General features: G+C 73.1%; 12 protein-coding genes. 9 read left to right on the top strand and 3 right to left on the bottom strand.

Annotation, left to right across the window (positions count from 1 at the left end):
- Positions 1 to 205 precede the first annotated feature (205 nt).
- From ACFP1Z_RS20735 to ACFP1Z_RS20725, 3 genes are read left to right on the top strand one after another with little or no spacing between them, the layout of a single operon-like run.
- Entirely contained in the window at positions 206 to 2,536 is a 2,331-nt protein-coding gene (locus ACFP1Z_RS20735; protein ID WP_390318164.1) for an RNA degradosome polyphosphate kinase, read from the top strand.
- Positions 2,537 to 2,576: 40 nt separating this feature from the next.
- A complete protein-coding gene (locus tag ACFP1Z_RS20730) occupies positions 2,577 to 3,692 on the top strand; it encodes a CHAD domain-containing protein (RefSeq protein WP_390318162.1) in 1,116 nt (371 codons plus the stop codon).
- Between the two features lie 5 nt (positions 3,693 to 3,697).
- A complete protein-coding gene (locus ACFP1Z_RS20725; protein ID WP_390318299.1) occupies positions 3,698 to 4,147 on the top strand; it encodes an NUDIX hydrolase in 450 nt (149 codons plus the stop codon).
- A gap of 272 nt (positions 4,148 to 4,419) precedes the next feature.
- On the opposite strand, the gene ACFP1Z_RS20720 is transcribed toward ACFP1Z_RS20725, so the two are convergent.
- Positions 4,420 to 5,229, bottom strand: coding sequence for a class I SAM-dependent methyltransferase (locus ACFP1Z_RS20720; RefSeq protein ID WP_390318160.1), 810 nt, complete (start codon positions 5,227 to 5,229; stop codon positions 4,420 to 4,422).
- 504 nt (positions 5,230 to 5,733) lie between these two features.
- Here ACFP1Z_RS20720 and mshA point away from each other — a divergent pair.
- The 3 genes from mshA (at position 5,734) to ACFP1Z_RS20705 (ending at position 8,438) form a co-directional block, all read left to right on the top strand.
- Positions 5,734 to 7,104: a D-inositol-3-phosphate glycosyltransferase gene (mshA, locus tag ACFP1Z_RS20715; RefSeq protein WP_390318158.1), complete on the top strand. Its 1,371-nt coding sequence runs from the start codon at positions 5,734 to 5,736 to the stop codon at positions 7,102 to 7,104.
- Positions 7,097 to 7,603: a type III secretion system chaperone family protein gene (locus ACFP1Z_RS20710; RefSeq protein ID WP_390318157.1), complete on the top strand. Its 507-nt coding sequence runs from the start codon at positions 7,097 to 7,099 to the stop codon at positions 7,601 to 7,603. The genes mshA and ACFP1Z_RS20710 overlap by 8 nt, the downstream gene beginning before the upstream one ends.
- A gap of 73 nt (positions 7,604 to 7,676) precedes the next feature.
- Positions 7,677 to 8,438, top strand: a complete 762-nt coding sequence (locus ACFP1Z_RS20705) for a phosphoglyceromutase (protein WP_390318155.1) — start codon at positions 7,677 to 7,679, stop codon at positions 8,436 to 8,438.
- 80 nt (positions 8,439 to 8,518) lie between these two features.
- Here ACFP1Z_RS20705 and ACFP1Z_RS20700 read toward each other — a convergent pair whose 3' ends face one another.
- On the bottom strand, positions 8,519 to 9,757 hold the full coding sequence (locus tag ACFP1Z_RS20700; RefSeq protein ID WP_390318297.1) for a tyrosine-type recombinase/integrase: 1,239 nt from the start codon (positions 9,755 to 9,757) through the stop codon (positions 8,519 to 8,521).
- 743 nt (positions 9,758 to 10,500) lie between these two features.
- Here ACFP1Z_RS20700 and ACFP1Z_RS20695 point away from each other — a divergent pair.
- Together ACFP1Z_RS20695 and ACFP1Z_RS20690 are read left to right on the top strand one after the other, a co-directional pair.
- Positions 10,501 to 10,704, top strand: a complete 204-nt coding sequence (locus tag ACFP1Z_RS20695) for a hypothetical protein (protein WP_390318154.1) — start codon at positions 10,501 to 10,503, stop codon at positions 10,702 to 10,704.
- Positions 10,701 to 11,126 carry a type II toxin-antitoxin system VapC family toxin gene (locus ACFP1Z_RS20690; RefSeq protein WP_390318153.1) on the top strand — a complete coding sequence of 142 codons (426 nt, stop codon included), beginning with the start codon at positions 10,701 to 10,703 and terminating at the stop codon, positions 11,124 to 11,126. The genes ACFP1Z_RS20695 and ACFP1Z_RS20690 overlap by 4 nt, the downstream gene beginning before the upstream one ends.
- Positions 11,127 to 11,482: 356 nt before the next feature.
- On the opposite strand, the gene phoU is transcribed toward ACFP1Z_RS20690, so the two are convergent.
- Positions 11,483 to 12,175, bottom strand: a complete 693-nt coding sequence (gene phoU, locus ACFP1Z_RS20685) for a phosphate signaling complex protein PhoU (RefSeq protein WP_390318152.1) — start codon at positions 12,173 to 12,175, stop codon at positions 11,483 to 11,485.
- A gap of 191 nt (positions 12,176 to 12,366) precedes the next feature.
- On the opposite strand from phoU, the gene phoR reads away from it, so the two are divergent.
- Positions 12,367 to 13,620 carry a two-component system sensor histidine kinase PhoR gene (gene phoR, locus ACFP1Z_RS20680; protein ID WP_390318151.1) on the top strand — a complete coding sequence of 418 codons (1,254 nt, stop codon included), beginning with the start codon at positions 12,367 to 12,369 and terminating at the stop codon, positions 13,618 to 13,620.
- Positions 13,621 to 13,684 lie beyond the last annotated feature (64 nt).

Below are 13,684 nucleotides of genomic sequence, written 5' to 3'. Positions count from 1 at the left end.
AGCCCCACCCCACGGGCCGGACGCACCCGGGGGTGGGGTTCCGCTTCCCTGCGCGCCACGTCGGCGTTACCCGCGATTCAACAGCGGTTGCGAGCCTTGCGGAATGCAGCCCGCTGTGCACCGCGCACCCGACCGACGGCTCCGCGCCGCCCTCGCGCCCGTCCCCGGCGCGCCCGCGCCACCCCGGGCGCGGAAGAATGAGGACATGAGCCAGTCCTCGTCGAGCTCCCCGGCACACGAAGACCCGCAGGCCGCCCCCGGGCAGGCCCCGGCCCCGTACACCTCCGCGCCCAGGCCCTCCGCCGGCCCCCTGGCCGCGCACCGCCCCTACGCGGTGCTCCGCCCGTCCGGGCCCGGCCTCGCCCCCGACCTGGACGCCGACCACGCCCCCTACGGCGGCGACTACGGCGACGAGGTCGGCGACGACTTCGCGACCCGCCTGGAGGCCGGGGAGACGCCCGGGGAGGTCCTGCCCCAGGGCCGCTTCCTGGACCGCGAACGCAGCTGGCTCGACTTCAACGAACGCGTCCTGGAGCTCGCCGAGGACGAGGCCACCCCCCTGCTGGAACGCGCCAACTTCCTCGCGATCTTCGCGAGCAACCTCGACGAGTTCTTCATGGTCCGCGTCGCCGGACTCAAGCGGCGCATCGCCACCGGCGTCGCCACCCGCTCCGCCTCCGGACTCCAGCCCCGCGAGGTCCTGGAGCAGATCTGGACCCGCTCCCGCGAACTCATGGCCCGGCACGCCGCCTGCTTCCAGCAGGACGTCGCCCCCGAACTGGCCGAGCACGGCATCCACCTCATCCGCTGGCCCGAGCTGACCGAGAAGGAACAGAGCCGCCTGTTCACCCTCTTCCGGCAGCAGATCTTCCCCGTGCTCACCCCCCTCGCCGTCGACCCCGCGCACCCCTTCCCGTACATCTCCGGGCTCTCCCTCAACCTCGCGGTCGTCGTCCGCAACCCCGTCAGCGGCCACGACCACTTCGCCCGCGTCAAGGTGCCGCCGCTGCTCACCCGCTTCCTGGAGGCCTCCCCGCAGCGCTACGTCCCGCTGGAGGACGTCATCGCCGCCCACCTCGAAGAGCTCTTCCCCGGCATGGAAGTGCTCGCCCACCACATGTTCCGGGTCACCCGCAACGAGGACCTGGAGGTCGAGGAGGACGACGCCGAGAACCTGCTCCAGGCCCTGGAGAAGGAACTCATGCGGCGCCGCTTCGGCCCGCCCGTCCGGCTGGAGGTCGAGGAGACCATCGACCCGTACGTCCTGGACCTCCTCGTGCGCGAACTGAAGATCTCCGACGCCGAGGTCTACCCGCTGCCCGGCCCCCTCGACCTCACCGCCCTCAGCGGCATCGCCGCCCTGGACCGGCCCGAGCTGAAATACCCCAAGTTCGTCGCCGGCACCCACCGCGACCTCGCCGAGGTCGAGTCCGCCTCCGCACCCGACATCTTCGCGGCCCTGCGCGAACGCGACGTCCTGCTGCACCACCCCTACGACTCCTTCTCCACCTCCGTCCAGACCTTCCTCGCCCAGGCCGCCGCCGACCCCGACGTCCTCGCCATCAAACAGACCCTCTACCGCACCTCCGGCGACTCGCCCATCGTCGACGCCCTCATAGACGCCGCCGAGGCCGGCAAACAGGTCCTCGTCCTCGTCGAGATCAAGGCCCGCTTCGACGAACAGGCCAACATCACCTGGGCCCGCAAACTGGAAGAGGCCGGCTGCCACGTCGTCTACGGACTCGTCGGCCTCAAGACCCACTGCAAGCTCTCCCTCGTCGTCCGCCAGGAGGGCGAGACCCTGCGCCGCTACTCCCACGTCGGCACCGGCAACTACCACCCCAAGACCGCCCGCCTCTACGAGGACCTCGGCCTGCTCACCGCCGACCCGCAGGTCGGCGCCGACCTGTCCGACCTGTTCAACCGGCTCTCCGGCTACTCCCGCCGCGAGACCTACCGGCGGCTGCTCGTCGCCCCCCGCTCCCTGCGCGACGGACTCGTCGCCCGCATCGCCAAGGAGATCACCCACCACCGCGCCGGCCGGCCCGCCTCCGTCCGCATCAAGGTCAACTCGATGGTCGACGAGACCGTCATCGACGCCCTCTACCGCGCCTCCCGGGCCGGCGTCCCCGTCGACATCTGGGTACGCGGCATCTGCGCCCTGCGCCCCGGCGTCGTCGGCCTCTCCGAGAACATCCGCGTCCGCAGCGTGCTCGGCCGCTTCCTCGAACACTCCCGCGTCTTCGCCTTCGGCAACGGCGGCGACCCCGAAGTCTGGCTCGGCAGCGCCGATATGATGCACCGCAACCTCGACCGCCGCATCGAGGCGCTCGTCCGCGTCACCGACCCCGCCCACCGCGCGTCCCTGTGCCGGCTGCTGGACACCGGCATGTCCGACGACACCGCCTCCTGGCACCTCGGCCCGGACGGCACCTGGACCCGGCACGCCGCCGACGCCGACGGCAAACCGCTGCGCAACGTACAGGAATCACTCATAGAGGCCCGGAGGCGCAGGCGTGGACCGGCGACCCCATGACCCGCCGCCGCGCGCGGCCGCGCCACCGCACGGGGAGACCATGACAGCCCAGCACCCCGCGCCCCGCCCGGCCCGGACGGCCCCCGCGCCGGAACCCCCCGCCGTCACCGCCGCCGAGGCCCTCACCGGCTACCTCCAGGACCGGGCCACCGACTTCCTGCGCAGCCTGCGCCTGTACGGCGCCGCCGGAGCCGACGCCGAGGACGCCGCCGAGGCCGCCCGGCTGCTGCGCCGCTCCGCCCGCCGCATCGCCGGAGTCCTCCACGTCTACCGCCCCCTCACCGACACCGACGGCAGCGACCAGCTGCGCACCGAACTCCTGTGGCTCTCGGGGGCCTTGGGGCACGAACACGCCTGCGCGGCCCGGCTCGACCGGCTGCGCGGCGCCCTGCACCGCCTCTCCGGCGCCCCCGCCGTGACCCCGGGCCCCGCCCCGGTACGCGGGGTCCCGGCGGCGGGCCCCTGGCCCGGCACGGGCGCCACGGGCGACGGCCTGACCGTCGGCGCCGCCCGCGCGGGCGCCCTCCTGGAACGCCGGCTGACCCTCGCCCGCACCCGCGCCCACTCCGCCGCCCTCACGGCCCTGGGCTCCACCCGCTTCCACGCCGTCGCCGACGCCGCCGCCGTCCTCGCCTCCGAGGTCCCCCTGGCCCCGGCCGCGCACGGCGTCCTCGCCCGCGAGGCCCTGCCGGGGCTCGCCGAGGCCGCGCAGCGGCGCCTCGTCGAAGCCGTCGAGGCCCTGCCGCTGTCCGTCGCGGGCCACCCCTACAACGCCGAGGCCCTCGCCCACGGCCTCGCCGCCACCCCCGGCGCCGACGCCCCACCCGCCGAGGCCCGCCAGGACGCCCCCTGGCACCAGGTCCGCCGCCTCGTCCGGCTGCGCCGGTACGCGCAGGAAGTCCTCGACGAACAACGCTGCGCCGCGTACGAACCCGCCCTGTCCGTACCGCTGTTGCACGCCTGCCAGGCCCTCGACCGGCACCGCGACGCCGCCGAGGCCGCAGCCGCCGCCGCGAACGCCGCCCGCACCCCACGCATCGCCCCCGCCACCGCCTACGCCCTCGGCATCCTCCACGCCGACCAGCGCCACGAGGTCGAAGCGGCCCGCTTCGCCTTCGGCCGCGTCTGGCAGCGGATGGCGGTGACCGGGCCGTGAACACGGTGATCCGCGCGGCGGGGTGCGTCCTGTGGCGGCGGGGGCACGGGGGGCTGGAGATCGCGCTTGTCCACAGGCCGAAGTACGACGACTGGTCCCACCCCAAAGGGAAGCTCAAGCGCGGCGAGGACCCCCTGACCGGTGCGGTACGGGAGGTGCGCGAGGAGACCGGCATGGAGTGCGCGATCGGCACGGAGCTGCCGACAGCCTCGTACGCGGTGGCCGGCGGACTCAAACAGGTCAGCTACTGGGAAGCCCGGGCCACGGGCGGCACGTTCGCCCCGAACCGGGAGGTCGACCGCCTGACATGGCTCCCGCCGACGGCCGCACGCGCGACACTGACGCACGACAGGGACCGCCACCTCGTCGACGCCCTCCTGACGGCCCTGGGCACCGGGGAACGCCCCACCCCACAACGGGAGGGCCCGGGACGCGCAGGGGGTTGCAAGACGTAAAGCGAAGCAGTCTTGCAACCCCCGGAGCGGCACGGGCCCGCACGGGCTGACGGCGCGCAGCCGAGAACAGCCCGGAAACGCGGTACGCGCCCGCACGCGACGACGGTGAGGTGAGCCCGAAAACACCGCACGGGCCCGCACGGGTGGACGGCGCGCAGCCGAGAACAGCCCGGAAACGCGGTACGCGCCCGCACGCGACGACGGCGTGCAACCGAGTACGGCCCGGAAACGACAGTCCCGCACGTGAGACGACGACCGCCGCGCGGAAACCGTCAAAGCCCCCGTGGCGCCAACGCCCCCCACCGCACGGTCAGTTCACCCTGCCGCCACCGCCGCGCGTCGTCGGCGAGCGGCCAGTCGGCGCGCAGGGCGGCGGCCGTGCGGATCCAGCGCTGCCGGGCGCCCAGCGAGGCGTACGGCGCGGCCGCGGCCCACGCCCGGTCGAAGTCGCGCAGGAAGGCGTGCACCGGCTCCCCGGGCACGTTGCGGTGGATGAGCGCCTTGGGCAGCCGCTCGGCGAGGTCGGAGGGGGCGGCCAGCGAGCCCAGCCGGGTCGCGAAGGTGACCGTGCGCGGCCCTTCCGGCCCCAGGGCGACCCATACATGCCGGCGCCCGACCTCGTCGCAGGTGCCCTCGACGAGCAGCCCGTCCGGGTCGAGCCGCGCGCACAGCCGGGCCCAGACGGCGGCGACCTCGTCCTCGTCGTACTGGCGCAGGACGTTGGCCGCACGGATGAGCAGGGGCCGGCGGCCGGGCAGCGGAACTTCGAAGCCGCCGTGCGCGAAGGACAGCCCGGCGCGCTCGTAGGGCCGGGCGGCGGCCACCCGCGCCGGGTCGATCTCGACGCCGAGGACCTCCGCGTCGGGGCGTACGGCCCGCAGCCGGTCCAGGAGTTCCACGGCGGTCCAGGGCGCGGCCCCGTAGCCGAGGTCGACGGCGACGGGGTCGGCGGCGCGCCGCAGGGCGGGGGCGTGGGCGGCGGCGATCCAGCGGTCCATGCGGCGCAGCCGGTTGGGGTTGGTGGTGCCGCGCGTGGCCGAGCCGACGGGTCGGTGGTGCGGGGCGGAACGGGCGGCGGCCATGGACAGGAGCGTATGCGCTGCCGCGACGGGCCAGGCCCGCAGCCCAGCCCCGTACCGCAGACGGGCCCCGCACCGCAGCCCGGACCTGGTAGCGCACACGGGTCGCTTGCCGCAGCCCGTACCCGCCCACGCTCCGGATCCGTACCGCAGCCCGAACCGGCCCCGTACCCCAGACCGGCCTCGTGCCGCAGCCCGTACCCGTGCCGCAGCGGGCCGCAGGCCACCCGGCAGCCCGTACCCGCCCACGCTCCGGATCCGTACCGCAGCCCGAACCGGCCCCGTACCCCAGACCGGCCCCGTGCCCCAGACCGGCCTCGTACCGCAGCGGGCCGCAGGCCACCCGGCAGCCCGTACCCGTACCGCAGCGGGCCGCAGGCCACCCCGCAGGCCACCCCTCGCGAAGTGTTCATCACCTTTTGATAAACCTGAAATGGGAGCCCGCCTCCGGGACGTTGGGTCCACTGACAGGCGCGGTGACCGCACGGCAGACGGAGGACACGCACGGTGAGCCAGTACGCAACCCGGCTGGGAGCCCGCCGCGGCCGCGCGCTCGGGACGCTCGCGGGCAGCCCCAGACTGCGGCTCGGGCGCAGACCGCGCCGCGTCGCCATGCTGAGTGTGCACACCTCCCCGCTGCACCAGCCGGGCACGGGCGACGCGGGCGGCATGAACGTCTACATCGTGGAGCTGGCCAAGCGGCTGGCGGGGATCGGTGTGGAGGTGGAGGTGTTCACGCGGGCCACGGCGGGCGGGCTGCCGCCGACGGTCGAGCTGGCTCCGGGTGTCCTGGTGCGGCACATCGACGCGGGCCCGTACGAGGGGCTGGCCAAGGAGGAGCTGCCGGCGCAGCTGTGCGCGTTCACGCACGGTGTGATGCAGGCGTGGGCGGGTCACCGGCCGGGCCACTACGACCTGGTGCACTCCCACTACTGGCTTTCGGGCCATGTCGGCTGGCTCGCGGCGGAACGCTGGGGCGTGCCCCTGGTGCACGCCATGCACACCATGGCCAAGGTCAAGAACGCGGCGCTCGCCGAGGGCGACACCCCCGAACCGGCTGCCCGTGTCATCGGCGAGACCCAGATCGTGCGTGCGGCGGACCGGCTGATCGCCAATACCGCGGGTGAGGCCGAGGAGCTGATCCGCCACTACGACGCGGACCCGGGGAAGGTGGCCGTGGTCCACCCCGGTGTGAATCTCGACCGCTTCCGCCCCACGGGGCCGGATGTCGCGGCGAGCCGGGCTGCCGCCCGGGCCCGTCTGGGTCTGCCGGCGGACGCGTTGATCCCGCTGTTCGCGGGCCGTATCCAGCCGTTGAAGGCGCCGGATGTGCTGTTGCGGGCGGTGGCCGTGCTGCTCGATGCGCGGCCGGAGCTGCGTTCGCGGATCGTCGTGCCCGTCGTCGGCGGGCCGAGCGGCAGCGGCCTGGCCAAGCCGGAGGGGCTGCAGAAGCTGGCCGCCCGGCTCGGCATCGCGGATGTCGTGCGCTTCCGCCCGCCGGTCGGCCAGGAGCAGCTCGCCGACTGGTACCGGGCGGCGTCGGTGCTCGTGATGCCTTCCTACAGCGAGTCCTTCGGTCTTGTGGCGGTGGAGGCGGAGGCCAGTGGCACGCCGGTGATAGCGGCGGCGGTCGGCGGGCTGCCGGTGGCGGTACGCGACGGGGTCAGCGGCCTTCTGGTGGCCGGCCACGACCCCGCCGACTACGCGCGCGCCCTGGGCCGTTTCGCCGACGACGCGGGACTCGCCGACCGGATGGGCGCGGCGGCGGCGGGGCACGCGCGGTCCTTCGGCTGGGACGAGGCGGCCGCCGCCACCGCCGAGGTGTACACCGCGGCGATCACCGAACGCCGCCGTCGCCTACGCTCGTCGCATGTCTGACGACGCCAAGTCCGTCCTCGAACGGACCTTCCAGGAGGCCGGGCTCGCATGGGAGAGCCCGGCGGACGGCACCTATGTGGTCACCCTCCCCGGTACGCGCAAGCTCTCGACGACCGTCTCGCTGATCGTCGGCAGGCACTCGCTGTCGGTCAACGCCTTCGTCATCCGGCGTCCCGACGAGAACCACGAGGGCGTGCACCGGTGGCTGCTGGAGCGCAACACCCGTATGTACGGCCTGGGTTACGCGATCGACCGGCTCGGCGACATCTACCTCGTCGGCCGGCTGCCGCTCGCGGCCGTCACTCCCGAGGAGATCGACCGCCTTCTGGGCACCGTCCTGGAGAACGCCGACGGCAGCTTCAACACCCTGCTGGAGATGGGCTTCGCGAGCGCGATCCGCAAGGAGTACGCGTGGCGCACCTCGCGCGGGGAGTCCACCCGCAACCTGGCGGCCTTCACGCACCTCACCGGGGAGGGAACCGGGGAGCAGGCCGACTGATCGCCCCAACCGGGGTTCCCTTATCACGGACGCGCGGGCAGCGGAACCCGTCGCGTCGTTTAGGCTCAAAGGCATGGCCGACGCACCGTACAAGCTGATCCTCCTCCGCCACGGCGAGAGCGAGTGGAACGCGAAGAACCTGTTCACCGGCTGGGTGGACGTCAACCTCAACGAGAAGGGCGAGAAGGAGGCGGTCCGGGGCGGCGAGCTGCTCAAGGAAGCCGGGCTGCTCCCGGACGTCGTCCACACCTCCCTGCAGAAGCGCGCGATCCGCACCGCGCAGCTCGCGCTGGAGGCGGCCGACCGCCACTGGATCCCGGTCCACCGCACCTGGCGGCTGAACGAGCGCCACTACGGCGCCCTGCAGGGCAAGGACAAGGCCCAGACCCTCGCCGAGTTCGGCGAGGAGCAGTTCATGCTCTGGCGCCGCTCCTACGACACCCCGCCGCCGGCCCTTGAGGACGGCAGCGAGTTCTCCCAGAGCGACGACCCGCGCTACGCCCAGATCCCCAGCGAGCTGCGCCCGCGCACCGAGTGCCTCAAGGACGTCGTCACCCGCATGCTGCCGTACTGGTACGACGGCATCGTCCCGGACCTGGCCGCCGGCCGCACCGTCCTGGTGGCCGCCCACGGCAACTCGCTGCGCGCCCTGGTCAAGCACCTGGACGGCATCTCCGACGCCGACATCGCCGGCCTGAACATCCCCACCGGCATCCCGCTCGCCTACGAGCTCGACGCCGACTTCCGCCCCGTCACCAAGGGCGGCACCTACCTCGACCCGGAGGCCGCCAAGGCCGCCATCGAGGCCGTGAAGAACCAGGGCAAGAAGAAGTAAGCCCCCGCGATCAAGCCCGTCACCTGCGTTTTCCCGTCGGTGGCGGGCTTGATCCGTACCCGTGGGCCGTCTGTGGGCCGTCAGAGCTCCGGCTGGCCCCGGTCGAAGGCTGCCGCGATGGCCTTGCAGGTGCGCTCCTGGCTCGTCGGCATGAGGTGCGCGTACACGCGCAGGGTCAGCCCCGGGTCGGAGTGCCCCAGGTACTCCGCGAGTGCCTTGATGCTCTCTCCCGCGTCCAAGAGCACGGACGCGTAGAAGTGCCTCAGAGCGTGCATGCCGTGCTCTCTGGCCGCCGCGTGGCTGTCCCCGGGCTCAGGTGCCGGGATGACGCCAGCAGCGGCCAGAGCGGGCTTCCAGCACTCCTTGTTGAGAGATGTCCGCCACACGTGGTTGCCCTGTGGGCCGGTGAAGATCAGCCGCTTGGTGACCTTGGCACCAGTGGCGGTCTTCCACGGCAGGGTGATCTCCACCGGCGGGAACCGCTCCATATGGCTACGCAGGGAGGAGACCACAGGCTCGGGCAAGGGCACGTCGCGCAGCTTGCCGCCCTTGGGCGGGGCGAACACGGGCTTGCTGCGGCTGAGCTTGAGCTGCTGCACCACATGCAGCGTGCCCGCCGCGAAGTCGACGGCATCGACGGCCACGCCCAGGATCTCCCCCTGCCGTAACCCGCACCCAGCACCGAAGTCCACCATCGCCCGGTAGCGCTTCGGCAGGGCTTCCCGCACCGCGAACACCCGCTCGGCCGACCACGGCGTGACGCGCTTCGGGTCGACGGCCGGCGCCTTGACCGAGCGGGCCGAGCACGGGTTGCGGCTCAGATGCCCGTCGTCCACGGCGGCGCTCAGCACGGAGCGCACGTTGGAGTAGATGGTACGGGCGTACGGGCCCACCACGCCGTTCTCCGCCAGCAGGGCAACCCACTCCCGGACGTGCTCCGGCTGGAACGACCCCAGCGGCCGTGACCCGATGTACGGGAAGGCGTGCAGCCGCAGCTGCGACTCCATGGACGCCTGAGTGTTCGGGTCGGCTCCCTGGGTCTTCAGCCACTTCTCGGCGTACTGCCGGAACGTCGTCCGGGCTGCGCGCGGGTCGACGTACTGGCCGCGCGCCATGTCGGCCTCGATGCGCGTGAGCCACGTCTCCGCGAGTCGCTTCTGTCCGTCGGGGTAGGACTTGGACTTCTCGGTGCCGTCGGGGCCTACGTAGCGGGCGCGGTAGCGCTTGCCGGTGCCGTGGCGGTCGGTCTTGACTCTGCGGGGGTGGCCGTCGGGGTCGGGTTCGGTCTTGTACCAGCGGTCTTGGATGTGGCCGGCCATGGCGAACTGCTCGCTTTCCGGGAGGAGTTCGCTGCTGGTTGGTAGCAGCGACCGGGGCGTGTGCCGACGGGGTGTCGTCACGTCCCGGCTGCTGCCGGGGGAGGGGTTGCTACTTGCTACCGGCCTGATCGGAGGGGGTTCGGGTCGCTAGTGGGGGTGCTACCGGTAGCAGGGGCGGCCGCTACCGGTAGCGACCCGGACGCTGGGCTGCCGGAGGGTGCTCCGGGGTGGCTCTAGCGGCCCGGGGAGGGGTGCAGTGGGGTCCTGTTGGGGCTGGTTTCGCGGGTGTGCGGGATCGGGGTGCTAGGTGCTAGAGCTGTGGTCAGGGCGGGTTTTGGGTGCTAGCGGGGTTGCTAGGTCTAGCAGCGGCGGTTGCTAGACCTAGCAACGGTTCAGGCAGCGGTCTCGGCGTCGGCGCGCCTCTGCTGGGCAACGTAGCGGTGGACGTCGGCGGGGTCGTAGCGCAGGCTGGTAGGCGAAGCCAACCATCTCGCCTGCCCATCTGGGTGAGGCACTGACGGTGGTGCCTCGCCCAGTGATAGCGACCACTCCCCCCTGCGTGGCCCGTCCTGCGGCCGTCTCAGCGCAGCTGGCAGCTGCGGCCGCTATCGGCTAACACGCTGATCAACGGCCGTTCGGGTCGCTATCGGAGCTGCTATCGATAGCGGGGCATGCCGCTATCGGCGGCGGCCATGTGGACGGCCAAGAACCCCGCCGCAGCTCCCCGTGGCACCCTAGGGACCATGGCGACACGGGAAGAGCTCCACGCCCTCATCGACCGTCTGTCGGACGAGGACATCGACGCGGCGGCGCAGAGCCTGCGGCCGCTGGTCGAGCACACCGCGCGGCCGGCGCGTCCCGCGTTCATCGGCATGGGCCGCTCCGGGCACTCCGACACCTCGGAGCGGGCGGACGAGATCCTGCGGGAGACGGGTTTCGGCGAGTGATTGTCGTGGACACGGGCCCGCTCGTGGCCCTGGCGGACGGTGACGACCGCCACCATGCGGCGTGCGTGCGCTGGTACGAGGGCGTCAACCCGCGCAACCTGCTGATCCCTGCACCGGTCATCGCGGAAGCCTGCCACCTGATCGGGACGCGGTGCGGCGCCCAGGTCGAAGCGGCGTTCCTCGATGCGCTGGCGGCCGAACAGCTGGGCACGGTCACCGGTGTCATGCCCGAGGACATCGAGCGCATGGCTCACCTGGTGCGCCAGTACGCCAGCCTGCCGCTCGGCGGCACGGACGCGTGCGTCGTGGCCACCGCTGAACGCTGGCAGGCCCAGCAGGTGTGCACGGTCGACCGTCGGCACTTCACCGTCGTCCGCCCGCGCCACGCGCCCGCTTTCGAGCTGCTGCCGCACGATCTCTAGGGCTGCCTCGGGGCCGTCTGTGGGCCGTCGAAGCAAAGGGCCCCCGGCCGGTGCACCGGCCGGGGGCCCTCCCGTGTGTGAGTGACATGCGTGAGCGCGGGTGCCGGAGTGCGGTCGTCAGCCGCCGCACTGGCACGGGCCGCCGGACTGGCAGCCGCACGAGCAACCCGGACCGCACGTACAGCCGGCCATCGCGGGCTGTGGCGGGGACACAGTGGCGGACGGAGCGTGGACCATGCGGTACCTCCTCGAAGGTGGTCTGCCTCACCCAGTCAAGGACCGCCCGTCATGACCGTCAATGCTCCGGTGGACGTTTGTGCGGGCGCACGGAGGGCGCGTGGGAGCACTCGCTGTCGTCACGCGCTCTCGGTCGCGCCCGGCTCCGCCGGGGCCTGGTGGCTGAGCTCGTCCGCGTGCTCGCCGGTGACCAGGTACACCACGCGCTTGGCGACCGAGACCGCGTGGTCGGCGAAGCGCTCGTAGTAGCGGCCGAGCAGCGTCACGTCCACGGCCGTCTCGATGCCGTGCTGCCAGCGGTCGTCCATCAGGTGCTGGAAGAGCGTGCGGTGCAGCAGGTCCATCGCGTCGTCGTCGCGTTCCAGCTGCAGCGCGAGATCGACGTCCTTGGTGATGATGACCTCGCCCGCCTTGGCCATCAGCCGCTGCGCGAGCTGCCCCATCTCCAGCACGGTCGCCTGGAGGTCGCGCGGCACCGCCGAGGCGGGGAAGCGCAGCCGGGCCAGCTTGGCCACGTGCTGGGCCAGGTCGCCGGAGCGCTCCAGGTCCGCGCTCATCCGCAGCGAGGTCACCACGATCCGCAGGTCCGTGGCCACCGGCTGCTGCCGGGCGAGCAGCGCGATCGCCCGGGCCTCCAGGTCCCGCTGCAGGTCGTCGACCTTGGTGTCCGCCGCGATGACGGACTCGGCGAGCTTGAGGTCCGCGTCGAGGATCGCCGTGGTGGCCCGCCCGATCGCGGAGCCCACCAGCCGGGCCATCTCGACCAGCCCCTCGCCGATCGAATGCAGCTCCTCGTGGTACGCGTCCCGCATGCCCGGCCCTTTCTCCGCTTCTGCGCTTGCCGCCGACGGCGGTTGTGCCTCCACGGTCCGGCCGGAACGCGACGGCGGGCGGCCCCCGGGGTGAACCGGTGCCGACCTGAAGGTGAACTCTCGGCAACGTATGTTCGAGACGGCCCCCATTCGGCTGTGGACGGGTCCCGGCACCCGCATAACCTTGAGTCATGAACGTGGACGCGGCCGTCGCCGCAGCGGCAGCGATCGCCGGGGTGTGCACCGGCGTGATCGCCATGCTGGCGTTCCGCTGGAGCGAACGCGACCAGGCCCGCCCCACCCGCAGCTCCCTGCACACCGAGGCGGTGCTGCCGCCCGGCGTCGACACCGTGCTGTCGGTGCTGCGCTCCTCCGCCGTCGTCCTCGACGAGGCCGACAACGTGGTCAAGGCCAGCTCCGCCGCGTACGCGCTCGGGCTGGTGCGCGGCGGCAAGCTCTCCGTCGAGCCCATGCTGCGGATGGCCCGCGACACCCGCCGCGACGGCGAGATACGCCAGGTCGAGCTCGACCTGCCCCGGCGCGGCACCGGCCGCGGGGACGCCCTGGCCGTCTCCGCCCGGGTCGCGCCGCTCGGCTCCCGGCTCGTGCTGCTGCTCGTCGAGGACCTCACCGAGGCCCGCCGTATCGAGGCCGTGCGCCGCGACTTCGTCGCCAACGTCAGCCACGAGCTCAAGACCCCCGTCGGCGCGCTGTCCCTGCTCTCCGAGGCGGTCATGGACGCCGCCGAGGACCCCGAGGCCGTGCACCGCTTCGCCGGCCGGATGCAGATCGAGGCCACCCGGCTGACCAACCTCGTCCAGGAGCTCATCGACCTGTCCCGGGTGCAGAACGACGACCCGCTGGAGGACGCCGAGCCCGTCCCGGTCGACGAACTGGTCGCCGAGGCCATCGACCGCTGCCGGCACGCCGCCGGCACCAAGCAGATCACCATGGCCGCGGGCGGCGCCCCCGGCCTGCACGTGTGGGGCAACCGGGGACAGCTCGCCGCCGCCCTGGGCAACCTCGTGGAGAACGCCGTCAACTACAGCCCGGCCCGCACCCGCGTGGGCATCGCCGCCCGGCACGTCGGCGCCCCGGGCGCTGGGGGTACCTCCCAGGCGTCCAGCTCTGGGGGACTGATCGAGATCGCGGTCACCGACCAGGGCATCGGCATCTCCGAGAAGGACCGCGAGCGGATCTTCGAGCGCTTCTACCGCGTCGACCCGGCCCGCTCCCGCGCCACCGGCGGCACGGGCCTCGGCCTGGCCATCGTCAAGCACGTCGCCGCCTCGCACGGCGGCGAGGTCACCGTCTGGAGCGCCGAGGGCCAGGGCTCCACCTTCACCCTGCGCCTGCCGGAGGCCGCGGCGGTCCGCGACCGCGGACCGGCCCCCGGCGGCCGGACGGATCCCGTCCCGGTCCCCGTCCGGGAGGTCACCCCGTGACCCGCGCCCGGACGTCCCGTACGGACCTCACCCCCGGCCGTCCCGTACGGACCCCCCAACGTCC

It is taken from the genome of Streptomyces gamaensis, from assembly GCF_042656465.1.
In the GTDB taxonomy this organism is placed as follows: Bacteria; Actinomycetota; Actinomycetes; order Streptomycetales; family Streptomycetaceae; genus Streptomyces; species Streptomyces gamaensis.
Note: the sequence above shows the minus strand (reverse complement) of the source record. Positions and strands in the feature narration are given on the sequence as shown.